Origin of the sequence: Pseudomonas sp. GM80 (assembly GCF_000282515.1) — a bacterium.
Taxonomy (GTDB): domain Bacteria; phylum Pseudomonadota; class Gammaproteobacteria; order Pseudomonadales; family Pseudomonadaceae; genus Aquipseudomonas.
Genome location: NZ_AKJD01000063.1, coordinates 57,852 through 83,675, shown reverse-complemented (window position 1 = coordinate 83,675; position 25,824 = coordinate 57,852). Strand labels below are relative to the sequence as shown.

Below are 25,824 nucleotides of genomic sequence, written 5' to 3'. Positions count from 1 at the left end.
CAGCCAACATTTCTGTGACTGTCAGACCGCTATCGCGAGCAGGCTCACTCCTACAGGGGTACTGCGTTTTTACTTAGTGAAACAGTACCGCCGTTTTCTGCAGGGTCACCCACACACCCCACGCCAACGGAATACCCACCGCCAGCCACGCTGCAATCGCCAACGGCTTGCTGCCCGGCGCGGCTTTCCACTCCAGAACGGTGCTGGCGTCAGCACCTTTGTCGTGGCCCAGCGCCTGTTCGGCCGCCAGTTCAGCGTCGGTCATGAAGTATTTGTCGGCCACCGGACGTACCAGCAGGTTGCACAGGAAGCCCAGCACCAGCAGGCCGGCGAGGATGTACAAGGTGATGTCGTAAGCCGCCGCGCGTTCAACGCCGATGCTCAACTGATATTCACGCAGGTAGTTCACCAACACCGGACCGAGCACGCCCGCCGCTGCCCAGGCCGTCAGCAGACGACCGTGGATCGCGCCAACCATCTGCGTACCGAACAGGTCGGCCAGATACGCCGGAACCGTGGCGAAACCGCCGCCGTACATCGACAGAATGATGCAGAACGCCGCCACGAACAGCGCAACGTTGCCCAAGTGACCGAGGTTCGGGATCAGCGCGTACAGGGCAAAACCCAGGGCGAAGAACACGAAGTAGGTGTTTTTGCGGCCCAGGTAGTCCGAGAACGAGGCCCAGAAGAAGCGGCCACCGATGTTGAACAGGCTGAGCAAACCGGTGAAACCGGCAGCGATCGCCGCAATCGAAGCCAACTGCCCGGCATCAAGTTGGCCAAACGGCACATCAACACCCAGCAGTTTGCCGCCGAACACTTCCTGCAGCAGTGGCGAAGCCATGCCGAGGATGCCGATACCGGCAGAAACGTTCAGGCACAGCACCAGCCAAACGAGACGGAATTGCGGGGTTTTCCACGCCACATTCACGTGAACGTGACGGTGCGTGATCATCGAGTTGGAGGCTTTTTTCGCCGGAGCGGTCCAGCCTTCAGGTTTCCAGCCGGTTGGCGGCACGCGGTAAGCGAGGGCGCCACCGATCATGAACACGAAGTAGATCGCCGCCATGGCCACGAAGCTCTGCCAGACGCCAACGCCTTCAGCCGAGCCGAAGTGGCTCATCAGCGCGGTCGCCAACGGTGCACCGACCATCGCGCCGCCACCGAAACCCATGATCGCCATGCCGGTCGCCATGCCGCGCTTGTCCGGGAACCACTTGATCAGGGTCGACACCGGCGAAATGTAGCCCAGACCGAGACCGATACCGCCGATCACGCCCGAGCCAATCCACATCAGCCAGATCTGGTGGGTATAAATACCCAGTGCCGAGATCAGCAGACCGCCGCACCAGCACAGTGCCGATACAACGCCAGCCTTGCGTGGCCCGGCGTGTTCCAGCCAGCCACCCCAGATCGCTGCCGAGCAGCCGAGGAAGATGAAGAACAGCGTGTAGATCCAGCCGAGCATCGAGATCGGCCAGTCGCATTGCGATGAAAACACCTGTGCGATGAAGCTCATGTCCGGCGCGCAAGCCACCGGAGCGGTTACGCCCAGCGCCTTGGACAGCGGCAACCAGAACACCGAAAAGCCATAGGCCATGCCGATGCACAGGTGGATGGCCAGAGCGGCCGGTGGTACCAGCCAACGGTTGAAACCGGGCTTGGCGATGATGCGTTCCTTGGACAGGAACGCAGGCTGGGCGGCGCTGAGGCCGTCCGCCGTGATGCTCGTGCTCATTGTGTATCCCCCAATTATTAGTATGGTTCGCCAGCCACTGTTCACCCTCGGCCTTATGCACGCAGGCATGACCGTTTTTTAAGGTGAAGCTCCTTGAAGGCGCGACGTTAAGTCGCAGAAGGGCAGACGAACGGGCGAAGGTTACCATTTGCAGGTGACAGAAAAACCAAACTGATATCACCTTTTTCATGTCATCTGATCTCTACACCTGTGTAGGAGCTGCCGAAGGCTGCGATCTTTTGATCCTGTTTTTGAAAAACATCAAAAGATCGCAGCGTTCCGCAGCTCCTACACGGGGCAATTTTTGCCGAGCGACTGGTGAACCAAGCGCAGAAAATGGCGTCGCAAGCGGGGGCGAAACTGCACCTGCTGGCGCCTGCCGGGCATCTCGAAGCTCAGGCCGTCACGGCGAAGCCAAGCGTGCCGCTGGAGGTACTGGCAACATGACGCCACACCGAACCGGGCATTTGCAGCGCTATACTCCCCGGCTAAATTACGAATTCGACTAACTACAAGGACTCGCCCATGAAAGCGTTCGGCAAAATCCTGGGTCTGGTACTTCTCGGGCTGTTGCTGATCATTGTGGCGGCAGGTTTTGCCCTGACCCACCTCTTCGATCCCAACGATTACAAAGACGAGATCCGCCAGATAGCCCGCGACAAGGCCCACATCGAGCTGACGCTCAATGGCGATATCGGCTGGAGCCTGTTCCCGTGGCTCGGCCTGGAATTGCACGAGGCCAGCGTCGCCACACTGGTCAAGCCGACCGAACCGTTTGCCGATTTGCAGATGCTCGGCCTTTCCGTGCGCGTGCTGCCGCTGCTGCGCCGCGAAGTGCAGATGAGCGACGTGCGCGTCGAAGGCCTGAACCTGCGCCTGAACCGCGACAAGGACGGCCATGGCAACTGGGAAGACATCGGCAAGGTGCCCGCTCCGGCCGGCACGACGCCGCCAGCCGCTACTGCGGGCCAACCGGCGAGCGAAACCACCGCCGCCGTGGAAAAACCGCCGCAGCCAATCCGCCTCGACATCGACAGCCTGACCGTCAACAACGCCCGCGTTGAATACAACGACGAGAAGACCGGCAAGCAGTTCAGCGCTGAGAGCATTCAGTTGAGTACCGGCCCGGTGCACGATTCGACCAATATCCCGGTGAAAGCCACGGCGTTCCTCGGCACCAATCAGCCGGTGCTGCGCGTGCGCACCGAGCTCACTGGCGAGCTGCGCATCGAGCGCGCCCTGCAACGCTACAAGTTCGAGGACATGAAACTGTCCGGCGAACTGGCTGGCGACCCGCTGCAAGGCAAGACCATGACCTTCGCAGCCCAAGGGCAGTTGTTGCTGGATAAAGCGGCGAACGTCGCCGAATGGACCGGCATCAAGATCTCCGCTAACCAGTTGCGCGCTTTGGGTGAACTGAAAGCCAACGACCTCGACAAAACCCCACAGATCAGCGGCGGCCTCTCCATCGCCCAATTCGATCTGGCGAAGTTCGTCGACAGCATCGGCCAGAAACTCCCGGCCATGGCCGAGGGCAGCCTGAGCAAAGTCGAACTGGTCAGCCGCGTGGCGGCCACGCCAACCAGCGTCGCCTTCGACAATATCAATCTGAAACTCGACGACAGTAGCTTCAGCGGCCGCATCGCTGTCGAAGACTTCGCCAAACAATCGCTGCGCGCCGTGCTCAAGGCTGACACGTTCAACGTCGACCGCTACCTGCCGCCGAAATCGGAAAAAGCCACGAACGCTACGCAAGTACGCCAGGCCGAAGTGGCCAGCACCGAAGCCGATGCGATGGCCGGCGCCGGCTCCACACCGCTGCCGGACAAGCCGAGCAAAACCGCCTGGAGCACCGAGCGCCTGCTGCCGGTCGAACGCCTGGCCAAACTTGACGTCGATGCCGACCTGACCTTCGGCCAGTTGACCCTCGACAAACTGCCGATTCAGAACGCCGCACTGAAAGCCACCGGCCAAGGCGGCTTGCTGACCCTGACCAACCTGAGCGGTGAGCTGTACAACGGCGGTTTCGAGGCCAAAGGCACCCTCGACGTGCGCCCAAGCGCACCGGTGCTGAATTTGCAGACCAGGCTCAACCGCGTGCCTGCGGAAAAAATCCTCGAAAGCCAAGGCAAAAACCCGCCGGTCAAAGGCCTGGTGACCCTCACCAGCAACGTGACCAGCAGCGGCAATAGCCAGCAAGCGCTGATCGACACCCTCAACGGCAACGCCAGTTTTGTGATCAACAACGGCGTGCTGCTCAACGCCAACCTTGAACAGCAACTGTGCAAAGGCATCGCCACGCTCAACCGCAAAACCCTCAGCGGCGAGCCACGCGGCAAAGACACGCCATTCCAGGAGCTGAAAGGCAACCTGACCTTGCGCAACGGCATCGCCAGCAACCCGGACCTGAAAGTGCGCATCCCTGGCATGACCGTCAACGGTGACGGCGACATCGACCTGCGCGTGCTCGGCATGGACTATCGCGTCGGCATCATCGTTGAAGGCGATACCAGCGCCATGCCGGATCCGGCCTGCCAGGTCGGCGATAAGTTCGTCGGCATCGAGTGGCCACTGCGCTGCCGTGGCCCGCTGGAACTCGGCGCCAAGGCCTGCCGTATCGACAATGATCGCCTCGGCCAGGTCGCCACCAAAATGGCGGGCAACAAGCTCAGCGAGAAGATCGACGAGAAACTCGGCGACAAGGTCAGCCCGGAATTGAAAAACGCATTGAAGGGGCTGTTCAAGCGATGAGAGCGGAGCAGTTTTCCACGGCGGTGCTGGAGTGGTTCGACCGCCACGGCCGCCACGATTTGCCTTGGCAGCAAGACATCAATCCGTATCGGGTGTGGGTGTCGGAGATCATGCTGCAGCAGACCCAGGTCAGCACCGTGCTGAATTATTTCGACCGCTTCATGGCCGCGCTGCCGACGGTCGAAGCGCTGGCCGCAGCGCCAGAAGACGAAGTGCTGCACCTGTGGACGGGGCTGGGTTACTACACCCGCGCGCGCAATTTGCAGAAGACCGCGAAGATCGTCGTCAGCCAGTACGGCGGCGAGTTTCCGCGTGACGTTGAAAAGCTTACCGATCTGCCGGGCATCGGCCTGTCCACTGCCGGCGCGATCGCGAGCATCAGCATGGGTCTGCGCGCGCCGATCCTCGACGGCAACGTCAAACGCGTGCTGGCGCGCTTTACTGCGCAAGAGGGCTACCCCGGCGAGCCGAAGGTCGCCAAACAGCTCTGGGCCAACGCTGAGCGCTTTACGCCACACGATCGGGTCAACGCCTACACCCAGGCGATGATGGATCTCGGCGCCACACTCTGCACGCGCAGCAAGCCGAGTTGCCTGCTGTGTCCGCTGGAGCGCGGTTGCGAAGCGCACATGCTCGGCCTCGAAACCCGCTACCCGATCCCCAAGCCGCGTAAAGCCATCCCGCAGAAGCGCACGCTGATGCCGATGCTTGCCAACGGCGACGGCGCGATTCTGCTTTACCGTCGCCCCTCGAGCGGTTTGTGGGGCGGTTTGTGGAGCCTGCCGGAACTCGACGACCTCGACGACCTGCAGCACCTCGCCGATCAGCACGCGCTGACCATGGGCGAGCAGCAGGCACTGCCGAGCCTTGTCCATACATTCAGCCATTTCCAGCTGTCCATCGAACCCTGGCTGGTCCAGGTGCAGGAGGCCGCCCATCACGTGGCCGAGGCCGACTGGCTCTGGTATAACCTCGCCACCCCGCCGCGCCTGGGCCTCGCCGCCCCGGTCAAAACCTTGCTCGAACGCGCGGCCGCCGTCTTGAATGCAGGAGAGTCGCCATGACCCGCACCGTAATGTGCCGTAAATACAAAGAACAACTGCCCGCCCTGGAACGCGCCCCTTTCCCGGGCGCCAAAGGTCAGGATATTTTTGACCACGTCTCGGCCAAGGCCTGGGCCGACTGGCAGAAACACCAGACCCTGCTGATCAACGAAAAGCGTTTGAACATGATGAACGCCGAAGACCGCAAATATCTTCAGGGCGAAATGGACAAGTACTTCTCCGGCGAGGAATACGCTCAAGCCGAAGGCTACGTTCCACCTGCAGAGTAAACCCCGGAAATCGGGGGTCGGATCGTAAGCGACGGAATTAATTTAAGAAATTTTAAAAAAGTCGTTGACGTAAATCCGAAAAACCCTTTTAATGCGCCCCGTTGCCCAGATAGCTCAGTCGGTAGAGCAGGGGATTGAAAATCCCCGTGTCGGCGGTTCGATTCCGTCTCTGGGCACCAAATACCGAAAACCCTGAATCGCAAGATTCAGGGTTTTTTTATGCCTGCGATTTGATAAACACTGAATCCGCGCTACTTTGCCCGCCCCTTACGGAAGAGGGTCATCAAGCTGATGAACCAGAAACGAACCCGCGTGCCCCTGCCCCATCCGCCGCCGTATCGCCCGAGCCGCACGACTTACTGGCTGACGATCCTCGCTGCCCTGCTGATTGTTTTCGGCATCGGTGCATCAATCTGGATGCTGGTCGACAGCTGGCTCACAGGCTCCATCACCACCAACAATCGCGGCCCGCGCAGCACCTACACCCTGGCCCTGCAACCGCGGCGATTCTGGGTTGAGTTTGTGTCGCAAAGCATCGGCACGGTGTTTCTGCTGGCGTTTTCTGTGTTCTGCTTGTGGGTCTACCGCAAAGTGCAAGAGCCCGTGCACACACCGAAAAGCAAACGCCGCACAAAGAAAACCTAAAGTGTATTGATGTAATCGACAGGCAGCAGAACCGTGTCCAGCGCGGCGTCTATTGGCAGGGATACAACGGTGATGATCGGACAGACAATCATCATGTAACAGATCACGGCCGCCGGCATGCCACTGCTGCCGCCTCCGCGCACACCCAGCAGGTGGAGGTTGCCATCAACCCCTCGGTAATACTGAGCATCGGACAAACCGTCATTCAAACGGCCGATGAACGTTCCGCAGCCCACCAACTGCAACACCAGGCCTGCTACACAGCCAACACGCAAAATCCCTTTCAAACCGGCGCTTCCTTACATCACAAAACAAGAGGCGCGGGATTGTACCGGCGCCTCAACCTGACAAACACCCATCGCTATCCAGCATCATTCCAGTGGAACACCAGATTGCGCGCAGTGCCGCTGCCAACGTCTGTGACATCGTGCCGTGTTTCGCCGTTACGAGTGGCCACCACCGTGTACTTGCCGGGCGGCAATTTCACGTACAGCAGCGGCCCCGTCTGGCTGAGGGTCAGTACGGTTTGCCCCGGCGACTGTTCAATCGTCACATCGACATCTGCGGTGTACTCATCCTGCGGCCCCACTGCGAACGTCATGTGCAGGTTGTAACCGGTGGCTTGTTGAATGGCCTTCGCCTCATCCTCACCGACCCCACCGGCCAAATAGCTGATGCCGTTCTGTTGTTGCTGCTGAGCTTGCACTCCGGCACTGTCGATGGGCTCAAGACTGGCTGCCTGCAACATCACCGGAAACACCAATGCAATCCCAGCGGCGACGGGCAGCATGAACGTTAGAACGCGTTTCATGATGACGACTCCCGGGCTCTGGCAGAGCCCAACCGTTACTCCTTTTAGATTTTGCCGGCGAGAGTGGGTTTCAGATTGATTGGCACTTGGCGGGTGTACGAAATGGACTACAGACCTTTGCCCGTTAAAGCCGTTTGACTCGGCAATGTCCTGCAACACCCACTGCCTCTTCCTGCGGATTTCGTCGCCTCTCCCGACATACCGCAACGGCAACTCTTGGCATGCTTTTGCCTCTGTTCCCAATGACGCGGAAGACCGATGAGCCAGCTAAAACCTGCTGACACGCAAGACCCGAAAATCGATTCATTGCCGGGAGAGCTGGGCGAGTTGATTCGTCAGGCGCGGCAAAAAGTGCTGCGAGCGGTTGATACGATCCAAGTGCAGACCTGCTGGCAGATCGGCCGGCATATCGTCGAGTTTGAACAGCAAGGTGCCCAGCGTGCGGGCTATGGCAAACAGTTGCTAGCGCTGCTGGCAAAGGATCTGACAGAGAAGTTCGGGAAGGGCTTTGATGCTTCCAATTTGCGTTACATGCGCCTTTTTTATCAGGCATTTCCAATTCGTGACGCACTGCGTCACGAATTGAGCTGGACCCACTACCGTCGGCTGTTGGGTGTGAACAATGAAAAGGCGCGCCACTGGTACATGGACGAGTGCGCCAACCTGAACTGGTCAAGCCGCGCCCTCGATCGCCAGATCCTGACGCTCTACTACGAGCGGCTCCTCATGAGTCGAGACAAAGCCGACGTGATCGAAGAAGCCACCACCAACATCGAGGCAATGAAGTGCAATCCGCGTGAATTCATTCGTGATCCGGTGATGCTCGAGTTTCTCGGTCTGCCGTCAGCGGGCAAGGTCAGGGAAAGCGGCCTGGAACAAGCCCTCATCGACCACCTGCAGGGCTTTCTGCTCGAACTGGGCAAAGGCTTTTCCTTCGTAGCTCGCCAGCAACGCATCAGCACCGACGGCGTCGATCTGTACATCGATCTGGTGTTCTACAACTACCTGCTCAAATGCTTTGTGATCATCGACCTTAAACGCGGCAAGCTCAGCGCCCGCGATGTCGGGCAGATGGACATGTATGTGCGCATGTACGACGAGCTCATGCGCAGCGAGGGCGACAAGCCGACAGTCGGGATCATCCTCTCTGCCGAGAGCAACGATTCGGTGGCGCGCTACTCAATGCTCAAGGGCAATGAGCAATTGTTCGCCAGCAGTTACAAGACGATCCTGCCGAGTGAAGAGGAGTTGCGCGCAGAACTCAATCGCGAACAGGCCTTGATCGAGGAACGCATGCTTACTGAATCCACTGAATAAACCTGCGGATTGTTACTGGCCGGCGCGCAGACTATCGTTGGCAGCTTACCCGCCCAGGTCGATTGTCATGAGCTGTCAAGACATGCCCGCAATGCAGGACACGCAGTCAAAGTCGCCGACTTTGGCTGCGACGCAAGGTGAGCCTTTCAAGGAAGCGGCTGCCGACGGCTTTGTTTTGGGTGGTTTCACTTGGTGCCACTCCCTGCCCGACGCCGAGCGCCCTGTCGTCATCATCAACGCGGCTACGTCTGTGCGCTGTCGTCATTACTCGCGCTTCGCGGCTTATCTGTTCGCCCATGGTTTCGACGTGATGACCTACGACTACCGTGGCATCGGCGAATCGCGACATGCTTCGATCAAAGGCTTGAACGCCTCTTGGACCGACTGGGGCGCGCTGGATTTCGAAGCGATGCTCAAGCGTGCGCAACGGGAGTTTCCCGGCCAGCCCATTGATGTGGTCGGGCACAGTTTTGGCGGATGCGCGGCGGGCTTGGCCGAGTCGGGGCGAGCTATCCGACGGTTGGTCACCGTCGGCGCACAGTTCGCCTACTGGCGAGATTACGCACCCGAGCAGCGCTGGCGCATGTTCGGCAAATGGCATGTCGTGATGCCGTTGATAACGCTGTTCTGTGGCTACTTCCCTGGCAAACGCCTCGGCTGGCTGGAAGACACGCCAACGGGCGTCGTGCGCGACTGGAGCACGCCTGCCGCGCGTTTCGAAGGACGCCCAAGCGGTCGCGCATTGATGGAAAAAAGCGGCGCCCTGCCCTTCGCCAATGTCCGCGCCCAAACGCTGGCCATCAGCATCAGCGACGATCCCTACGGCACAATTGCGGCCATCGAACGCCTGCTCGGCTACTTCAGCAACGCGGCAAAAACCCACCTGCGCATCGAACCGCAGGACATCGGCGAACAACAAGTCGGACATTTCGCCTTTTTTCGCAGCGCATACCAAGCCACACTATGGCCCATCGCTCTGACCTGGCTGCAAACCGGCGCACTGGCCCCCGACACACCCGGGCGGCAAGTCCCGCGCAGCTGAGCCCTCTCAACGCACGACGGAACACATCATGGCCTCCGCCAACAAGCAGCAAAAACGCGCCACCCGGGCCAAAGCCAAGGCCAAGCAGAACCGCACCAAACGCGCTGAAGCGCCGGTCGAGCTGGACCCGAACGACGATCGAATCGACTTCGAGTCGGTGGATCTGACCGAGCTGTTCAAGAAAATGATCGACGCCGAGAAGATCAGCCAGCAGGCCCTGTGCACCGCGTTCCTCGAAGACCCGCTGCTGGAGCTGGTTTACGAGCAGGAAGGCGAAGAAGGCGCGATGGATTTCATCCTCGCCGCACTGATCGAGTATCGCCAGTGGTCGCAGGAAACCGACGAGGCCGGCGCGCTGGCATGGATCGAATCACCGGCCTTCCAGGCCGACTATGTGGCGGCGTCCGACGCGATCGCCGCGCAAACCCAACAGAAGAACTGAGTTCCCATGGCATCCCTGAACAAGCAACAGAAACGCGCCAAACGCGCCAAGGCAAAAGCCAAACAAATCCGTATGGTCGGCCGCAAGCCGCTGGAGCAGGACGAAGACCTCGACCACCTCGCCGAGCCGGTGCCGGAATACGTCCTGGCGATGTTCAGCAAAATGCGCGACGCCGAAGCCATCAGCCGCAACGAAATGCTGCTGACCCTGCTGCGCGAACTGGCGTTCGTCATCGTCGACCATCCAGAGCTGCTGGACATGGAAAACGCCGACAACGAAGGCATGGCCGCCACCCACCTGGCCGCCGACATGTTGATCGACTACCGCATGTGGGCCGAAGGCGTAACGATCGAAGAAGCCCAGGCCTGGCTGAGCGAGCCACAGTTCATCACCGATTTCGGGGTTGCGCTGGATGCTTATGGCAAGTCGGTGGAAGCACAGGAAGACAAGAGCGAATAAACATCGCTCACAAATAAAAACGGCCGCTAGTCATCTCTGACAGCGGCCGTTTTGCATTACGCGTTACGGATCAGTTCAACACCACCGCGCCACGTTTTTCCAGCTTGCGACGGCGTGCCACCAGCAGACCGGCAGCCACCACCATCAGACTCAGCAAACCAGTCGCGAGGATTTCCACGCGATGCGCTTCCTGGAACAGCATGATGGTCAGGGCCGCGACGATGAAGATGATCACCGCGTAGGTCAGGCCCGGGAACAGCCACATGCTGAATTCGATTTTCTCGCCGCGCGCCACGCGTTGTTTGCGCATGCGCAATTGCGAGAAGGCGATTACCAGGTACACCAGCAGCGCGATAGCACCGGAGCTGGCCAGCAGGAATTCGAACACCGCGGCCGGGGCCACGTAGTTGGCGAAAGTGCAGAGGAACGCTGCGCCGGTGGACAGCATCACCGCCCAGTAAGGCGTACCGCTTTTGTTGGTGCGGGTCGACATGGCCGGGGCATCGCCACGCTTGCCGAGGGAGAAGAGCATGCGCGACGAGGTGTACAGCGCCGAGTTCAGGCAGCTGGTCACTGCGACCAGAACGACGATGTCGACGATCATTTTCGCGTTAGGAATGCCCATGCGCTCAAGCACGGTCTGGTAGGAACCGAGGTTGGCCAGCGTAGGATCGTTCCAAGGCACCAGCGCTACAACGATGAAGATCGATACAAGGTAGAACAAGCCGATCCGCCAGATCACCGAGTTGGTGGCCTTGGAGATTTGCTTGCCCGGGTTTTTCGATTCCGCGGCCGCGATGGTCACGATTTCGGTACCCATGAAGGAGAACATGGTAGTCAGGATTGCACCCAGTACCGCGCCCATGCCGTTTGGCAGGAAGCCGCCGCTGTCGAACAGGTGCGACACACCGCTGACCTGGCTGTTCGGCAGGTAGCCGAAGATCGCTGCAAGACCGAGGGCGATGAAGCCAATGATCGCCAGCACTTTGATCAGGGCAAACCAGAATTCGAATTCACCGTAGTTCTTCACGCTGAACAGGTTGGTGACGGTCAGCAGCATGGTGATGATCAGCGCGAAAGCCCAAATGCCTACGCCCGGGAACCAAGCGTGGAGGATGGTCGCGGCGGCGTTGGCTTCCAGTGGAATCACCAATACCCAGAACCACCAGTACAGCCAGCCGATGGTGAAACCGGCCCAGTGTCCGATGGCACGGTCGGCGTACGTCGAGAACGAACCGGTGTCCGGCGAGGCAACAGCCATTTCGCCGAGCATGCGCATCACCAACACCACCAGCGTACCGGCGGCGGCATAAGCCAGCAGCACAGCAGGGCCGGCAGCAGCGATGGCGTGGCCGGAGCCAACGAACAGACCGGCGCCGATCACACCGGCGATCGACAACATGGTCACATGACGCGGTTTGAGCCCCTGTTCGAGGCCATTGGAGCTTGGGGTACTGCTCATCGAAACTACCTTTGCGAGGAAAGCGATTCAGTCCGTCCTGTCTGGCGTGTTCTTTCTCGTAAAAAGAAACCAACAGGGCGTTCCGGATTCTGCACGCAATAAATGCGCCAAAATGTTTCAAAGTCTTCTGGATCGCGGCTTTGCGTGCGACCGGACATTCATCGCAACTCATTGAGATTAATGGCTATTCGCCAGAACGTTACCCTGCGACTCACTTTCAAGACGAATCAGCGCACCAGAAACACACTGAAAAAGTGTGGGATGCACAATAAAAGGGCGAATCAGGAACGTTCGGCCGGATAGCGCTTCCAACACCCCGCCAAAGCTGGCAACATCGCGCCTTTTTTTACGCGACACCCGCGGGTTTGCACGATCAAACACCCGTTCGGTTGTTGATGGGGCGACAGTCTGCTGTGCCGATGCGACAACCTGCCACACGCCACCCGTTAACCGCTCGCAGCGCTGTTGGCTGCCATTGAAACGCTATGCTAGCTTGGCCGCCTCGCCAGGAAGGCCATCCAACAGCTGGAGCGCAACATATATGAGGAACGCACATGGCTGAGGCCACGCCCGCGCTTGAAATCCGCAACTTGCACAAACGCTACGGAAAGCTTGAGGTGCTCAAAGGCATCTCGCTGACCGCCCGCGACGGCGATGTGATCTCGATCCTCGGTTCTTCCGGTTCCGGCAAGTCCACGTTCCTGCGGTGCATTAACCTGCTGGAGAACCCGCACCAGGGCGAGATTCTGGTGGCCGGTGAAGAACTCAAGCTGAAACCGGCGAAGAATGGCGAACTGGTTGCCGCTGACGGCAAGCAGATCAATCGCATGCGCTCCGAGATTGGTTTTGTGTTTCAAAACTTTAATCTGTGGCCGCACATGAGCATCCTCGACAACATCATCGAGGCGCCGCGTCGCGTGCTCGGCCAGAGCAAGGCCGAGGCGATCGAAGTCGCCGAAGCGCTGCTGGCCAAGGTCGGCATCGCCGACAAGCGCCACGCCTACCCGGCGCAATTGTCCGGTGGTCAGCAGCAACGCGCGGCGATTGCCCGCACGCTGGCGATGCAACCGAAGGTGATCCTGTTCGACGAACCCACCTCGGCGCTTGACCCGGAAATGGTTCAGGAAGTACTTAGTGTTATCCGCGCATTGGCCGAAGAAGGCCGCACCATGCTGCTCGTGACCCACGAAATGGGCTTCGCCCGTCAGGTCTCCAGCGAAGTGGTGTTCCTTCATCAAGGTCTAATAGAAGAGCAAGGATCGCCTCAGCAGGTGTTCGAAAACCCGCTTTCGGCGCGCTGCAAACAATTCATGTCCAGCAACCGCTAACGGAGCAACATGCATGCAGAATTTCAAGAAGGTCTTCCTGGCCGCCGCTGTCACCCTCGCGTTCAGCGCCGGTGCCATGGCTGAAACCCTGAAGATGGGCATCGAAGCGGCTTACCCGCCATTCAACAACAAAGACGCCAGCGGCAACGTGGTCGGCTTCGACAAAGACATCGGCGACGCCCTGTGCGCGAAGATGAAAGTCGAGTGCACCGTAGTCACTTCCGATTGGGACGGCATCATCCCGGCACTGAACGCGAAGAAGTTCGACTTCCTGATCTCCTCGCTGTCGATCACCGACGAGCGCAAAGGCGCGGTCGACTTCACCGACCCGTACTACTCGAACAAGCTGCAGTTCATCGCCCCGAAAAACGTCGACTTCAAAACCGACAAGGACTCGCTGAAAGGCAAGACCATCGGTACTCAGCGTGCAACCCTGGCCGGTACCTGGCTGGAAGACACCTACGCCGATGACATCAAAGTCAGCCTCTACGACACCCAGGAAAACGCCTACCTCGACCTGACCTCCGGTCGTGTCGACGCGATCCTCGCCGACAAGTATGCCAACTATGACTGGCTGAAAAGCGATGCTGGCAAGAACTACGAGTTCAAAGGTGACCCGGTCGTAGAAAGCGATAAGATCGGCATCGCTGTGCGTAAAGGCGATCCACTGCGTGAGAAGTTGAACGCTGCCCTGAAGGAAATCGTCGCCGACGGTACCTACAAGAAGATCAACGACAAGTACTTCCCGTTCAGCATCTACTGATCCTGACCTGTGGGACTGGCGCCGTGATTGCACGGCGCCGGCTCCCGACTTTGCCTGCCGCAATTTGAACAGAACTCCATGATTATCGACCTCTACGGATTCGGCCCGGCCCTCGCTGCCGGCGCGCTGATGACCGTCCAACTGGCCCTTACGGCCCTGTGCCTGGGATTGGTGCTCGGTCTGCTCGGCGCCTTGGCCAAGACTTCCCCGTACAAGCCGCTGCAATGGCTTGGCGGCACTTATTCGACCCTCGTGCGTGGCGTCCCGGAATTGCTCTGGGTGCTGTTGATCTACTTCGGTACGGTCAACCTGATGCGCGCCCTCGGTGAGTTCTTCGGCAACCCCGACCTGCAACTCAACGCCTTTGCCGCCGGTGTGATCGCTCTGGGCCTGTGCTTTGGCGCCTACGCCACGGAAGTGTTCCGTGGTGCGATCCTCGCCATTCCCAAAGGCCACCGTGAGGCCGGCCAGGCCCTGGGCCTGTCGAAATGGCGGATTTTCACCCGGCTGATCATGCCGCAAATGTGGCGTATCGCCCTGCCCGGCCTGGGCAATCTGTTCATGATCCTGATGAAAGACACCGCGCTGGTCTCGGTGATCGGTCTGGAAGAAATCATGCGTCACGCGCAAATCGGCGTGACCGTGTCGAAACAACCGTTCACCTTCTATATGGTCGCCGCGATCATGTACCTGGGCCTGACCGTGCTGGCGATGACCGGCATGCACTTCCTGGAAAAACGCGCCGCTCGCGGCTTTGCGAGGAGCGCTTAATGGGCGACTTTAAATGGGAAGTCATCATCAAGTGGCTGCCGAAACTGGCGCAGGGCGCGACCCTGACCCTGGAGCTGGTAGCCATCGCGGTACTCGCTGGCCTGCTGCTGGCAATTCCGCTGGGCATCGCCCGCTCTTCGAAGCTGTGGTACGTGCGCTCGCTGCCTTACGCCTACATCTTCTTTTTCCGTGGCACGCCATTGCTGGTTCAGCTGTTCCTGGTTTATTACGGCCTGGCGCAGTTCGACGCGGTACGTGAAAGCGCGTTGTGGCCGTACCTGCGCGATCCGTTCTGGTGCGCAACCGTAACCATGACGCTGCACACGGCGGCGTACATCGCCGAGATCCTGCGCGGGGCGATCCAGGCGATTCCGCCGGGCGAGATCGAAGCGGCGCGGGCCTTGGGCATGTCCAAGCCGAAAGCGATGTTCTACATCATCCTCCCGCGTGCCGCGCGTATCGGCCTGCCGGCCTACAGCAACGAAGTGATCCTGATGCTCAAGGCCAGTGCGTTGGCCAGTACCGTGACCTTGCTGGAACTGACCGGCATGGCGCGCACGATCATTGCGCGCACCTATCTGCCGGTGGAGATCTTCTTCGCCGCGGGCGTGTTCTATCTGCTGATGGCTTACGTGCTGGTCCGCGGCTTCAAGCTGCTGGAGCGCTGGCTGCGCGTCGATGCCTGCCAAGGGCGTTGATTCTTCCTACGTGCTGACGGGCGAGGACTTACTCGCCCGCTTCACGGCGCTGGATGCTTTTTTGATTGAGCATCAGGCGCTGTGGAAACCTCGACCGTTCACACATCTTTCGCTTGCTTGGGAAGCGTCCTACCCGGAACTGGCCTTGTGGCTGCGCGGGCGGTCGCTGGAAGACGCGGAAAACGCTCACAACCAACCTGCTGATCTTGTCGAGGCGCCGGAGCCGTTTGCTTCATTGGCGGCGTTGTCGGCTGAGTTGAGCGCGGTGGGTGAGCTGCCGGGGCATACGCTGGACGCTACGGGGCATCGGTTGAGTGTCAATGTGCCGGGGCGCAAGTGGCAGCAGATCGAGGCGTTTGCCAGTCGTTTGTCCTTTGCTTCGCAGCCGACGCACTGGCTGGATTGGTGTTCGGGCAAGGGGCATTTGGGGCGGCGCTTGCTGGGGTCGGGGCAGCAGCTGACTTGCGTTGAATATGATCCTCAATTGGTCACGAGCGGACAGGCGTTGAGTCAGCGCCATCATCTGCACGCTTTGCATGTGCAGCAGGACGTACTGGCGGCGGACGCCTCTGCCGTATTGAGCGCGACTCAAACGCCCGTCGCCCTCCACGCCTGCGGTGATCTGCATGTGCGTTTGATGCAATTGGCCAGTGCCGCAGGTTGCCAGCAAATGGCGATTGCGCCCTGCTGCTACAACCGCATCAGTCGTAGCGAATATCAGGCTTTGTCTTCGTCCGGTTCGGGATCGCTCCTACAGCTCTCGCTGGAAGATCTGGCGCTGCCGATGAGTGAAACCGTTACCGCCGGTGCACGCGTCCGACGTCAGCGCGACACCTCGATGGCTCGTCGTTTGGCGTTCGATCTGCTGCAACGGCAAGTGCGCGGCGTCGACGAGTATTTGCCCACGCCATCGTTGCCCAGCGCATGGCTGGATAAATCCTTTGACGATTACTGCCACGATCTGGCCGATCTAAAAGAGTTATCCACAGTTGGCACGCCTGATTGGGCAGCGTTGGAATCAGCCGGTTGGCAACGATTGGCCGAAGTGCGTAATCTGGAATTGCTGCGCGGATTATTCCGACGACCGCTAGAGCTTTGGCTGAGCCTCGATCGGGCACTTTTCCTCGCTGAACAGGGATACGTCGTACGCCTCGGCACTTTCTGCGAATCAGCGCTGACGCCGCGCAATTTTCTATTGTTGGCCGAACGCGAATAAACCACCGCCAGCCTGTGGATAACTCTGTTGATGGATTTTGCTCGGATCCAATATCCACGCCTGTTTCGGCGCTGAAACAGCTCTGGTCATTTTTTGTTCACATAAAGAAAAAACCAATAAAACAGGGATTTGCGAACAAAATGAGAACGCGTCCACAAAAACTGGCCTAAGCGCGTATTCGGGCTACTCAGTTGTGCATAAGCCGCCAATCAAAACGACATAACCGCCGAAAATCAGCTTCGCCGAGCGAATAATTGCAGCACCTTGTAACCCTCGCTATACGGTGGCGCGCACTCAAGCAGTTCGAACACGGTTTCTACATCGATGTCGGCGCCAATGACCCGAGCCACGACTCGGTCACCAAAGCCTTCTACGATCACGGCTGGCACGGCGTCAACGTCGAGCCGATGCAGGATTACTACGACGCGCTGTGCCAGCAACGCCCGCGCGATGCCACCGTGCAATGCGTCGCCAGCGACCAACCTGGCGAAATCACCTTCTACGGCATCCCCGGCACCGGCCTCTCCACCGCGGACCCAGCCGTCGCCCAGCAACGCAAAGACCTCGGCATGAACGTGCGCAGCCTCACCGTCGAAGCCCGCACACTGACCTCCATCTGCGAACAATATGCTGCCGATCGGCCAATACATTTTTTGAAGATAGACGTCGAAGGCCACGAAGAAACCGTCCTGCGCGGCATGGACTTCAGCCGCTTCCGCCCATGGATCATCGTCATCGAAACCCCATGGCTGCGCGATCACACTTGGGAACACCTGGTCACCGACGCTGGCTACCAGTCGGTCCTGTTCGATGGCCTCAACACGTGGTTCCTGGCCGAAGAACACCTGAGCATCAAGCCGGCCTTCGACCTCCCGCCGTGCAATCTCGACAACTTCCGGCTGTGCCAAGGCCACGCCCTCGCCCACCCCCCGAGCCCCGGCGAACTCGACACCGCCCAACAACTCGCCACCGCCCTGCACCGCGCCGAACAGGCCGAAGCGCAGTTGTTTGCCCTGCAAAACAGCCGGACTGTGAAGGCAGTGCAAACCCTGCGAAATGTACTAAGAAAGGCTTGATTTACAGAGATGCAAAAATAGTCTGAATTCAGGGGTTTACAGAAATTATCCAGTCGCTATAATCGTCGCCCACACGCCGGTATAGCTCAGTTGGTAGAGCAACTGACTTGTAATCAGTAGGTCCCGGGTTCGACTCCTGGTGCCGGCACCACATTAGGCTCCAATGCATTCTACTGAATGCTCTGGAAGCCCCGAAAACCCGCCATTTGGCGGGTTTTTTCGTTCCAGGACCCTCTGTCGGGATCCAACAAAATCCCCCTTCCCCGAGGGTATGTTAGGGGTACTGCGATTTTCCGGTCAGGAGCGCGTACCCCTATGCCACGTCTAGCGATCCCTCTCAGCGACCTGCAATGCCGCACGGCCAAAGCCCGCGAACGCGCCTACAAACTGTTCGACGGCGGAGGCATGTACCTTTTCGTCAAACCCAATGGCGTGAAGACCTGGCGCTTGAAGTACACCAAGCCCAGCGGCAAGGAAGGCACGCTCATCATCGGCAATTACCCCATCGTTACCCTTTCCGTCGCACGACGTAAGCGAGACGAAGCCAAGGCGTTGCTGCTCGACAACCTCGACCCAATGGAAGAAAAGAAGAAGGCCAAGATCGTAGCCCAACGGGCGGCACTGCTTTTCGAAACCGTTGCTCTGGAGTGGCACGCCGACATGTCCCGTCGCTGGACCGAAGGACACGCAAAAACCGTGATGAGCCGACTGCGCACCCACGTCTTCCCGCTGATCGGCCAACGCCCCATCGCCGAACTCGATACCCACGACCTGCTAGAGATCACCCAGCGCATCAAGGAACGCGGCACCATGGATGTGGCGTTAAGGGTACAGAACTACTTATCCACCATCATGCGCGGGGCCAAAAGGGCTCGGCAGATCACCATGAATCCTGCCCTCGATCTGGCAGGCTCGATTCACGCGCCGCGCACAGTCCATCGCCCGGCCCTCTCCCTCAACCGCCTACCCGAACTGCTGCACCGCATCGACAACTACAACGGCCGCGAACTGACGCGCCTCGCCGTCCTGTTGACGTTGCATGTATTCGTCCGCTCCAGCGAGCTGCGCTTCGCTCGATGGAGTGAGTTCGACCTCCAACGCGCCATGTGGGAAATCCCCGATACTCGCGCACCGATTGAAGGGGTACGCAACTCCACACGCGGGACCAAGATGAACGGCGACATTCAAATGGTTCCGTTATCGCCGCAGGTCATCGAAATACTGGAGCGCCTGCGCAGCTTCAGTCGCTTTTCAGAGTTGGTGCTACCGGGCGACCACAAGTACTGGAAGCCCATGTCCGAGAACACAGTGAACACCATGCTCCGCAACGTCGGCTATGACACCAGCAAGGACGTGTGCGGCCACGGATTCAGGACCATGGCCTGTAGCGCCCTACTAGAGTCCGGGTTATGGACCGACGCTGCCATCGAAAGACAAATGAGTCACAAGGAACGCAACCGCGTGCGCGCCGCTTATATCCACAAGGCCGAATTCCTCGAACAGCGCAGGCTGATCATGGCGTGGTGGAGCAACTACATCGACGCCAACCGCCATGGGCATGTGACGCCCCACGAATTCGCTCACCCGGTCGGCGACAACATTACCGCCCTACAAAATAGCCGTGGCGCATCCAAACGTGGGTAAGCCAATGAGATCACCGCAGTCCGCCCTTCTACGCGGGTCCATCCAAGCGGGGCTGCAAAGCCGCCCTGCTTGGATGGACCTCATTTAAAAAATCTAAATCCCACGCAAACTGTCTGTGGAAAACTACTGATTTCCACCGGTGGATAATTTCATCCACAGCCGCAGAATTCCCGAAAATTCGAGCCTTGACCCAAATTATCCACAGGCGTAGAAAAGATCGGGCAAAGCGCTGTCGTTGACAGCAACCCAGGTAGCCAGAACCTTTAAGGCTACGCCACACCCTGGTGGTTCTCCCAAAGTGCGATTAGCGTCCGGCGGCTCGCACGGTCACAGCGATGTGATGGATGCCTACTTTTACTAGTGTGCCCACTGCGGCAACTCATACCCCTTCATATCTGCCCTGCAGCAACCTATCCGCTTGGCCATTTCATTGCGCCAACCTGCGCCCGTCTCTTTCTCCCGGAAAGAGACGGGCGCTCCTACCGCTGCTGCAGCCCAACTCGTACAGGGCTTTGCGGCATTCCCCCTCGTGACAATCGGCGTGACAAACACCGAAGTCACCAGCAACAGCGATGCAGATGATGGTGCCGCAGCCTACGGATGGGATTGCGCCTGACTGACAGTCAGGCATGCCCCGGTCATCGCTTCACTGCCTTCACATGACTCAGATCTCGCGGCGCAGGTCTCGTCAGCCAGCACAGCCTCCACCCGCCCACTTCTTCGGAAGTGTTCAGGAGGCCAGATCATGAGATGCCCAAGCTCCCGGTCGTAAAGAGCCGTCAGTCCCGCGTTAGTGGACAACCCTCACAGGTCGCAGGGACCTTGATCCCTGATAACACTCAACAGTCGTAGCGGGATGACGTGAGGGAAGGTTTCAACGGTTTGGCTTCGAGAAGAGTTTGATCATGGCATTGGTAGGTAGACGGGATGGGCGGAATTTTGGCTACGGTCGGCAATTGAGTTATGCCGGGCCGCAGGCATTGCGGGATCTATTTGGCGATGGGCATTACGGCACGGTCAAAGCGCACAGTGATCGCTGGCAGGCGTTTGTGAGGTGGTGTCGGTCGGAGGATGGGCCAGGGTTTAACGATGCACGGCAGATTGATCGGCAGACTTTGCTGGATTACGCGGAGCATCTGCGTCACCTGGTTGAGCACAGCGATCTCACCATCGCCACCGCACAAAATCGACTGTCCAGCGTGAACCGGACCATGGCTGCGCTTCGCGGTGATCAATATGTGAAGGTGGCAAGTCCGAGCAAGGCGTTGGGAATGCGACGCACCAGTGTTCGTCACTCGGTGCCCCAAGGCCAAGACCATGAACACCTGAAGCGGATCGTCGACGTGCTCTGCGAGCATCAGCAGTCGCGCGCCGCCGCCATCGCGCAGTTAGCGCGAGCTACTGGCATGCGTTTGCGCGAGGCGATTTTGGCCGACGTTCCGCGTCTAAAACGTGAAGCCGAACAATTCGGCAAGATCAACATCCAGGACGGCACCAAAGGTGGCCGTTCAGGCGCGTCAGCACCTCGTTGGATTACGGTAGATGACCATATTCGTGACGCACTGAGGTTTGCCGAAAAGGTCTCGCCCGACGGTAGCCGCAACCTGCTTGCACCGAACGAACGCTACCTCGATTTCTTGTACGGAATCGTCCGCCCCGCACGGGACATCCTCCATACGCACAACCTCAAAGGCTTCCACGAATTGCGGGCAGCCTATGCGTGCGAACGCTATGAGCAAATCACCCACCATCCCGCCCCCATCAACGGTGGCCATTGCTATCAGCTCGACCGACGCCTAGATCAGGAGGCCCGAGTACAAATCAGCTATGAGCTGGGACACGGCCGTATCGTCGTGGTGGCGGCTTACATTGGTGGTCGAGCATGAGAATGGCATTCGATATGGATCTGTTCCTGTCAGGCGTCCTGACGGGGTCGCATACCACCCGCCAGCGCCACCTTCGTCAGGCGAAAGCTATCCAAACAGCAATCGCTGAGCGCTGGCAACGCGACAATCCATGGACTTGGCAGAGAAAACACCTTGGGTGGTTTTTGAATCACCATCTAAACCAGCGCACCGAATCGACGCGCTATTACTATTTGCTGACCATGCAATTACTCACTCATCGTCTAGGAAAACCCTGGCATTTCAAAAGCTAAACGAAGGTCAGAAAACGGCCAATTACTGCCAGTCACGGATGGCTGCTTCTGGCCGATTCCCGCTAGGCCCCACATGCTGCAATGGCTCGGAATTAGCGTCCACATAAGCCTTTCGCATCGTTCGCTTTTGGGTTCTTGCGCTCGAACTCGGTAAAGTGATGCTATATGCAAAACTTGATGACTAGCCGATAGTGCGCAGCCACGCACGAGACATATATGGAATCAGGCTACATGAAGAAGAATCAGACTGAATCGGTCTACAAAGAGTACCTACGCTTCAGGTTTCCCGGGTTTGGTTCAGAGGGGACGTGCTTCTTACGGGTCTGGGTACGACCAAGCGGGTTGGTTGTCCTATGCAGTCAGCTCCTCGATTATTACGGTACGTCAGTGACCAACGCCGTGGAGCAAATCCTTGTGGCGGCTATCGAGCAATTGCAAAAAGATGTGGGGTTGGATCACCTTGTTGCTCCTAAGCGTAGGTGGCCATTTCGAGCTGATAACGAAGACTTCATTAGCCAGGTCGTGCGGCGTACGGTGTGGATTGAGCACTACCCACCTGGCGCTGGACTGCATCCCGCTGGTTCATTTGCATTGGTGGCGTTCGACAGTGGTCTGCATCCAGTCTGGAACTACGTTTCCAAGGAGACGGCTGCAGGAGAATGTGGCGTGGACGCAGCGCTCCTCGAAGTTGATACGCCGCTCCTAAAATATGAATCGTAGGCGCCTCATCCCTCATGGGCCGCGGCTGATCAACATCTTGCACACTCAGCTTCCGCACCAGGTTATATCTGAAAATGGCCTTGTGGGCGGCTCGAAAGACGCGCATCAGGCGGAAGCGTCAGTACAGCAATTGATCGTCAAACTGCTCACACCTCACATACCCTCCCCTGACTTGATAAGGAATAACAAGAAGGCTCTTGATCATCCAACCCTTGGCCGCTGCATTCCAGATGTGATCATTGATCGAATTGGCGGTTCTCCTTGGGGATATTTTGAGTTGAAGACCTTGCTTGCCGAAGATCAGTTGACTGAGGTCGCAGTCGAGCATGATTTGAAAAAGTTATGCGCTTATAAGGACGCTCATCCTGAAGCGGCGGCAGTTTTCGTCCTCGTAGGTACGCGCAAGAGACTATCGGATAAACTCGCGAAAGCATGCTGGGAAAAAGCTGGAATTAGCGCTGAAGAGTCGGCATTCAGCACAGGGCAGTTGCGACCTCAGAAATTGTTTAATGCAAATTACATTGCGATTCCTTGCGGATGGTCTGGGAGGGCTAACGAAGTGATGACCCTAACATGGGAGGTTCAACCCGCTAGCAAGCTTCGTATTCAATCAGACACGTTCCGATTTCTGGCATGTATGGCTGGTCCTTGATCATCATGGCTGGTTCCTGAAGATGCGGTTGGATGGCTGCTCAAATTGATCAAACGACTGATCGCTTCGGCTAGGGGCAACCCGACGGAAATGATTATCTCGTTTTGGCTGTTTTCTGCCTTTTACGAAGGGCAGAGTTCGGCCAGAGACGGAGGTTCGCACAGGCCTGCTATCGGCCATATGTAGTCATTTGAGCCAAGGCCGGACAGGCAGCGGTGTAAGTTTTGGATATTCCAATGTTTTGCCATTTCAACGGAGCATCACCGCTCACCTAACATCGTCATCAAGACAACAAGATGTGAAACCTTGCTGTCATCGAGATAGCGCGATAGTGAGAAAGCTCAGTTTAGTACTCGCTGATCCATCAGGCACAAGCTGCACTTCACCAGTACGATTTCACCGAGTACACGCAGACAAGTTACATTTTTAATTTATCAATACTCGGGAAGTCACACACTATTCGCCTGCTTAACAAACTCCACAATAATGTCTAGCTGATTTGAGAATCCCCATTGCAAGTCCTCTGGCTGCAAGTCATTCATGGTTAGCGCACCGCGCATCATTTCTACTTTATTTACGGCTCCCCATAGAGACTTACCGATAGCTATTTTCTCCGTGCCGCCCTCCTTTACTACCTCTCTAGTGACTCCCGCATCCATCAGGAACGTTTCTAAAGACTTCTCAAAAGAATCATATCGACCAAATTCAAACGCACCGGGATCAAGCTTCACTTTATGATCCTCGAAGCCCTTCCAGCACTGAGAGGCGGCGTGTAGCAGCACTCGAGGTGGTAGGTAATTTTCAATTTCGCGCCCTTCGGTCACACAGAACAGTGCAGATCCTGGACGGTCGATATTCAAGCGATCAACTTCTTCTTTTATCCTGCGAGCGCCAGGCTTCAAGTGACTGGCTACATCGCCTGTAACTATTACACTTTGCAGATCGGAGTCCACCAGAATGACCAGATTTCTACATATACTCAGTGCGTCAAACGCCTGCTTCCTATGTTCTTCGTCCGCGACGTCCAGGTAGGATATTAACCCTCCTCCGTAGTGCATAATGGTGTAGTGAAATCCTTCCTCAAACCCTACAGGGTGCAGCACCTTCTTCAACCAATGTCGATAAAAAACAAGTTCAGTTGGTCCCTCTACCCACAGCACCACGTTTGCTGTGAAAAGAGTTCTGGCTGGCTGAACCCCCATGGCTTCAAGCAGCAGAAATCCTTCTTTACGTCCGCTGATTTTTGCTACAGTCAAAGTGGTAGTGTCAGCATTATCCTGATACTGTGAATCGCACCTAAAAATCATTCCTTTGGAGGAATAAATGGGGGCGAACTCCAAGGCGTGAGTCGCGATAAAAAATTGCCTTGGATCTTCTAGGATAAGATCTAATACACGGATTCTTCGCGTCGGATGCAAGCCATTTTCCGGCTCATCCCAGATCACGATATCGGTCTCAGCTAACAAATTTGTTAACCCAAAATAAGCCAGTGATACTCGCGTGCCCGATGAGGCCTTTCGATAATCAACGCCATTGACTGTAAGAAACCTTTTGCCTTCCTTCTCATAAAAGTCGATTTCATGTTCCAGCAGATGCTGTAGACGTTCTTGGGCAATATTAAACTGCCTGTTTTGAGCGCGCTTGCCTGCCTTAAGTTCGCACATACTGTTTATGAGCCTTGGAATCGCATCATCGATTGCCTTTGCTGAGTCCACCAAAATCGCGGCTGGGAATCGGACTTTCTCTAAGAAGCCGTCGATAGTGTCTCGCTTAATGTCTTCAGCTAATTTTCCTGGCTTTATTATCTCGCACTGCAATGACTCTATATAACGATTTTTTTCGGCCTCTAACTCTACTCTAAGCCTAGTCTGTTCAACTCGTAGATTGTGCGCAACAGTGCTATTAGATGCTACATTTATTTGTCTATCCAGCTCTTCTATCCGGCTCTCGGTTGTTTGAAAGGTATTGCGAAGATCGCCTATTTCCTCAATTGGAGGAGGCTTTATGATATGCACCTCCGAATCAGACCTAAGATACTCGATATGAAAACTACGCCCATCGCATTTAAGCTTAATGACAAGCTCGTCGGAACTGCTTTGTAGTATTAAAGGTACAAGCTGTGAAATAACTTCAGGATCGGGACAAAATGTTAGCTCTGCAGACTCGAATAGTAGCCAATCCTCTACTTCCCCGATAAAACCGCAAACTGTTTTTTTAGATAGCAAATCGAGAGCCAATTTCAAAACATTCAATATCGTGCTTTTGCCAGCACCATTAGGCCCAATAAAAACATTCACATCATCACAAGTTATGTCGATCTTTTTTGCACCCGGAAGACCAGTAAAAATAGCGCGTAAAAGCTTCATTGTTACTCCACGAGGTAGATTTAAGCGAGATCAAATAATTTTCTTTTGAAGTGGCCGCAATTCTTGTTCTTAAACATGTTTTCGATCCAGGCTCTATTAAATTGGGAGCCCAGTGGCTCTTGATTTAGTGAGGTTCTTGGGAGGGGTTGAGAGAGTCACGTTCTCGCTCTTGCCCTCACGCTCGCAGTTTATCCGCCGCTGTAGGCTTTCGCTTTCGCTTGCTCTGACTCTTGCTCATAATCCCTCCGCTGGGATCCTTGTAACAGCTTCTGAGCAGAATGCCATCTTCGTTGGTGATCAGACAAGCAGGATGGTCTCCCGTATACACTGAAATGCTTGCATCAATCGGAGTAAGTAGTCAGCAACTAAATAGTAGCGGCAACGCAGTAATACGCTGATTGAGCGGGCAGGGAAGCTGTGGGTCTGTGTTTC

Annotated in this window: 24 protein-coding genes, 2 tRNA genes and 1 pseudogene; 22 read left to right on the top strand and 5 right to left on the bottom strand. The window is 57.3% G+C overall.

Translation table 11 applies throughout. From position 1 onward, the window contains the following. Positions 1 to 73 precede the first annotated feature (73 nt). Positions 74 to 1,738, bottom strand: a complete 1,665-nt coding sequence (locus tag PMI37_RS10520) for an OFA family MFS transporter (RefSeq protein ID WP_008080552.1) — start codon at positions 1,736 to 1,738, stop codon at positions 74 to 76. A gap of 306 nt (positions 1,739 to 2,044) precedes the next feature. On the opposite strand from PMI37_RS10520, the pseudogene PMI37_RS31225 reads away from it, so the two are divergent. From PMI37_RS31225 to PMI37_RS10495, 6 genes and pseudogenes are all read left to right on the top strand, one after another. Further along, positions 2,045 to 2,185: pseudogene (locus tag PMI37_RS31225) on the top strand (aspartate 1-decarboxylase autocleavage activator PanM); the annotation flags it as partial. A gap of 78 nt (positions 2,186 to 2,263) precedes the next feature. Beyond that, a complete protein-coding gene (locus tag PMI37_RS10515; protein ID WP_008080551.1) occupies positions 2,264 to 4,489 on the top strand; it encodes an AsmA family protein in 2,226 nt (741 codons plus the stop codon). After that, a complete protein-coding gene (gene mutY, locus PMI37_RS10510; RefSeq protein ID WP_008080550.1) occupies positions 4,486 to 5,553 on the top strand; it encodes an A/G-specific adenine glycosylase in 1,068 nt (355 codons plus the stop codon). Before PMI37_RS10515 ends, mutY begins: the two co-directional genes overlap by 4 nt. Next, the gene (locus PMI37_RS10505) at positions 5,550 to 5,822 is read left to right on the top strand and encodes an oxidative damage protection protein (protein ID WP_008080549.1); all 273 of its coding nucleotides are present in this window, start codon (positions 5,550 to 5,552) and stop codon (positions 5,820 to 5,822) included. The genes mutY and PMI37_RS10505 overlap by 4 nt, the downstream gene beginning before the upstream one ends. A 103-nt stretch (positions 5,823 to 5,925) precedes the next feature. Continuing rightward, positions 5,926 to 6,001: transfer RNA gene (locus PMI37_RS10500), tRNA-Phe, on the top strand. Positions 6,002 to 6,113: 112 nt separating this feature from the next. Further along, positions 6,114 to 6,467 (top strand): hypothetical protein, encoded by a 354-nt coding sequence (locus PMI37_RS10495; RefSeq protein WP_008080548.1) that lies wholly within the window; start codon positions 6,114 to 6,116, stop codon positions 6,465 to 6,467. Here the strand turns inward: PMI37_RS10495 and PMI37_RS10490 are convergent. Both PMI37_RS10490 and PMI37_RS10485 read right to left on the bottom strand, forming a co-directional pair. Then, the gene (locus PMI37_RS10490) at positions 6,464 to 6,754 is read right to left on the bottom strand and encodes a YceK/YidQ family lipoprotein (protein WP_008080547.1); all 291 of its coding nucleotides are present in this window, start codon (positions 6,752 to 6,754) and stop codon (positions 6,464 to 6,466) included. The genes PMI37_RS10495 and PMI37_RS10490 overlap by 4 nt on opposite strands. 74 nt (positions 6,755 to 6,828) lie before the next feature. Further along, positions 6,829 to 7,278 carry a hypothetical protein gene (locus tag PMI37_RS10485; RefSeq protein WP_008080546.1) on the bottom strand — a complete coding sequence of 150 codons (450 nt, stop codon included), beginning with the start codon at positions 7,276 to 7,278 and terminating at the stop codon, positions 6,829 to 6,831. 258 nt (positions 7,279 to 7,536) lie between these two features. On the opposite strand from PMI37_RS10485, the gene PMI37_RS10480 reads away from it, so the two are divergent. From PMI37_RS10480 to PMI37_RS10465, 4 genes are all read left to right on the top strand, one after another. After that, positions 7,537 to 8,595: a PDDEXK nuclease domain-containing protein gene (locus PMI37_RS10480; protein WP_008080545.1), complete on the top strand. Its 1,059-nt coding sequence runs from the start codon at positions 7,537 to 7,539 to the stop codon at positions 8,593 to 8,595. A gap of 67 nt (positions 8,596 to 8,662) precedes the next feature. Next, on the top strand, positions 8,663 to 9,637 hold the full coding sequence (locus PMI37_RS10475) for an alpha/beta hydrolase family protein (protein WP_008080544.1): 975 nt from the start codon (positions 8,663 to 8,665) through the stop codon (positions 9,635 to 9,637). A 28-nt stretch (positions 9,638 to 9,665) separates the two neighbouring features. Continuing rightward, a complete protein-coding gene (locus PMI37_RS10470) occupies positions 9,666 to 10,079 on the top strand; it encodes a hypothetical protein (RefSeq protein ID WP_008080543.1) in 414 nt (137 codons plus the stop codon). Between the two features lie 6 nt (positions 10,080 to 10,085). Then, the gene (locus tag PMI37_RS10465) at positions 10,086 to 10,538 is read left to right on the top strand and encodes a hypothetical protein (RefSeq protein ID WP_008080542.1); all 453 of its coding nucleotides are present in this window, start codon (positions 10,086 to 10,088) and stop codon (positions 10,536 to 10,538) included. A gap of 70 nt (positions 10,539 to 10,608) precedes the next feature. Here PMI37_RS10465 and gabP read toward each other — a convergent pair whose 3' ends face one another. Beyond that, positions 10,609 to 12,000, bottom strand: coding sequence for a GABA permease (gene gabP / locus PMI37_RS10460; RefSeq protein ID WP_008080541.1), 1,392 nt, complete (start codon positions 11,998 to 12,000; stop codon positions 10,609 to 10,611). A 554-nt stretch (positions 12,001 to 12,554) separates the two neighbouring features. Between gabP and PMI37_RS10455 the strand changes: the two genes are divergently transcribed. From PMI37_RS10455 to PMI37_RS31215, 12 genes are all read left to right on the top strand, one after another. After that, a complete protein-coding gene (locus PMI37_RS10455; protein ID WP_008080540.1) occupies positions 12,555 to 13,328 on the top strand; it encodes an ABC transporter ATP-binding protein in 774 nt (257 codons plus the stop codon). Positions 13,329 to 13,341: 13 nt separating this feature from the next. Next, positions 13,342 to 14,091 (top strand): ABC transporter substrate-binding protein, encoded by a 750-nt coding sequence (locus PMI37_RS10450; RefSeq protein ID WP_008080539.1) that lies wholly within the window; start codon positions 13,342 to 13,344, stop codon positions 14,089 to 14,091. A gap of 78 nt (positions 14,092 to 14,169) precedes the next feature. Further along, on the top strand, positions 14,170 to 14,862 hold the full coding sequence (locus PMI37_RS10445) for an ABC transporter permease (RefSeq protein WP_007909165.1): 693 nt from the start codon (positions 14,170 to 14,172) through the stop codon (positions 14,860 to 14,862). Next, positions 14,862 to 15,560 (top strand): ABC transporter permease, encoded by a 699-nt coding sequence (locus tag PMI37_RS10440; protein WP_008080538.1) that lies wholly within the window; start codon positions 14,862 to 14,864, stop codon positions 15,558 to 15,560. Before PMI37_RS10445 ends, PMI37_RS10440 begins: the two co-directional genes overlap by 1 nt. Further along, complete coding sequence (locus PMI37_RS10435) at positions 15,541 to 16,776, top strand: methyltransferase (protein ID WP_008080537.1); 1,236 nt, start codon at positions 15,541 to 15,543, stop codon at positions 16,774 to 16,776. Before PMI37_RS10440 ends, PMI37_RS10435 begins: the two co-directional genes overlap by 20 nt. Before the next feature lie 254 nt (positions 16,777 to 17,030). Beyond that, complete coding sequence (locus PMI37_RS10430; protein ID WP_008080536.1) at positions 17,031 to 17,852, top strand: FkbM family methyltransferase; 822 nt, start codon at positions 17,031 to 17,033, stop codon at positions 17,850 to 17,852. Positions 17,853 to 17,927: 75 nt separating this feature from the next. Continuing rightward, positions 17,928 to 18,003 (top strand) — tRNA-Thr (locus PMI37_RS10425). Between the two features lie 164 nt (positions 18,004 to 18,167). After that, positions 18,168 to 19,496 carry a tyrosine-type recombinase/integrase gene (locus tag PMI37_RS10420; protein ID WP_008080535.1) on the top strand — a complete coding sequence of 443 codons (1,329 nt, stop codon included), beginning with the start codon at positions 18,168 to 18,170 and terminating at the stop codon, positions 19,494 to 19,496. Positions 19,497 to 20,401: 905 nt separating this feature from the next. Continuing rightward, positions 20,402 to 21,382, top strand: a complete 981-nt coding sequence (locus PMI37_RS10415; RefSeq protein ID WP_008080534.1) for an integrase domain-containing protein — start codon at positions 20,402 to 20,404, stop codon at positions 21,380 to 21,382. Further along, positions 21,379 to 21,654, top strand: coding sequence for a hypothetical protein (locus PMI37_RS10410; RefSeq protein ID WP_045123097.1), 276 nt, complete (start codon positions 21,379 to 21,381; stop codon positions 21,652 to 21,654). Before PMI37_RS10415 ends, PMI37_RS10410 begins: the two co-directional genes overlap by 4 nt. 231 nt (positions 21,655 to 21,885) lie before the next feature. Continuing rightward, positions 21,886 to 22,374, top strand: coding sequence for a hypothetical protein (locus PMI37_RS10405; RefSeq protein ID WP_052635285.1), 489 nt, complete (start codon positions 21,886 to 21,888; stop codon positions 22,372 to 22,374). Between the two features lie 37 nt (positions 22,375 to 22,411). After that, complete coding sequence (locus PMI37_RS31215; protein WP_177323308.1) at positions 22,412 to 23,026, top strand: hypothetical protein; 615 nt, start codon at positions 22,412 to 22,414, stop codon at positions 23,024 to 23,026. A gap of 449 nt (positions 23,027 to 23,475) precedes the next feature. On the opposite strand, the gene PMI37_RS10395 is transcribed toward PMI37_RS31215, so the two are convergent. Beyond that, entirely contained in the window at positions 23,476 to 25,392 is a 1,917-nt protein-coding gene (locus tag PMI37_RS10395) for an ATP-dependent nuclease (protein ID WP_008080530.1), read from the bottom strand. Between the last annotated feature and the right edge of the window lie 432 nt (positions 25,393 to 25,824).

Coding starts and splice junctions, on each gene's coding strand:
- PMI37_RS10475 (WP_008080544.1), top strand. CDS start 8,663: ATGAGCTGTCAAGACATGCCCGCAATGCAGGACACGCAGTCAAAGTCG.
- mutY (WP_008080550.1), top strand. CDS start 4,486: ATGAGAGCGGAGCAGTTTTCCACGGCGGTGCTGGAGTGGTTCGACCGC.
- PMI37_RS10420 (WP_008080535.1), top strand. CDS start 18,168: ATGCCACGTCTAGCGATCCCTCTCAGCGACCTGCAATGCCGCACGGCC.
- PMI37_RS10455 (WP_008080540.1), top strand. CDS start 12,555: ATGGCTGAGGCCACGCCCGCGCTTGAAATCCGCAACTTGCACAAACGC.
- PMI37_RS10395 (WP_008080530.1), bottom strand. CDS start 25,392: ATGAAGCTTTTACGCGCTATTTTTACTGGTCTTCCGGGTGCAAAAAAG.
- PMI37_RS10450 (WP_008080539.1), top strand. CDS start 13,342: ATGCAGAATTTCAAGAAGGTCTTCCTGGCCGCCGCTGTCACCCTCGCG.
- gabP (WP_008080541.1), bottom strand. CDS start 12,000: ATGAGCAGTACCCCAAGCTCCAATGGCCTCGAACAGGGGCTCAAACCG.
- PMI37_RS10465 (WP_008080542.1), top strand. CDS start 10,086: ATGGCATCCCTGAACAAGCAACAGAAACGCGCCAAACGCGCCAAGGCA.
- PMI37_RS10405 (WP_052635285.1), top strand. CDS start 21,886: ATGAAGAAGAATCAGACTGAATCGGTCTACAAAGAGTACCTACGCTTC.
- PMI37_RS10445 (WP_007909165.1), top strand. CDS start 14,170: ATGATTATCGACCTCTACGGATTCGGCCCGGCCCTCGCTGCCGGCGCG.
- PMI37_RS10410 (WP_045123097.1), top strand. CDS start 21,379: ATGAGAATGGCATTCGATATGGATCTGTTCCTGTCAGGCGTCCTGACG.
- PMI37_RS10470 (WP_008080543.1), top strand. CDS start 9,666: ATGGCCTCCGCCAACAAGCAGCAAAAACGCGCCACCCGGGCCAAAGCC.
- PMI37_RS10515 (WP_008080551.1), top strand. CDS start 2,264: ATGAAAGCGTTCGGCAAAATCCTGGGTCTGGTACTTCTCGGGCTGTTG.
- PMI37_RS10440 (WP_008080538.1), top strand. CDS start 14,862: ATGGGCGACTTTAAATGGGAAGTCATCATCAAGTGGCTGCCGAAACTG.
- PMI37_RS10415 (WP_008080534.1), top strand. CDS start 20,402: ATGGCATTGGTAGGTAGACGGGATGGGCGGAATTTTGGCTACGGTCGG.
- PMI37_RS10480 (WP_008080545.1), top strand. CDS start 7,537: ATGAGCCAGCTAAAACCTGCTGACACGCAAGACCCGAAAATCGATTCA.
- PMI37_RS10505 (WP_008080549.1), top strand. CDS start 5,550: ATGACCCGCACCGTAATGTGCCGTAAATACAAAGAACAACTGCCCGCC.
- PMI37_RS10435 (WP_008080537.1), top strand. CDS start 15,541: ATGCCTGCCAAGGGCGTTGATTCTTCCTACGTGCTGACGGGCGAGGAC.
- PMI37_RS10485 (WP_008080546.1), bottom strand. CDS start 7,278: ATGAAACGCGTTCTAACGTTCATGCTGCCCGTCGCCGCTGGGATTGCA.
- PMI37_RS10495 (WP_008080548.1), top strand. CDS start 6,114: ATGAACCAGAAACGAACCCGCGTGCCCCTGCCCCATCCGCCGCCGTAT.
- PMI37_RS10520 (WP_008080552.1), bottom strand. CDS start 1,738: ATGAGCACGAGCATCACGGCGGACGGCCTCAGCGCCGCCCAGCCTGCG.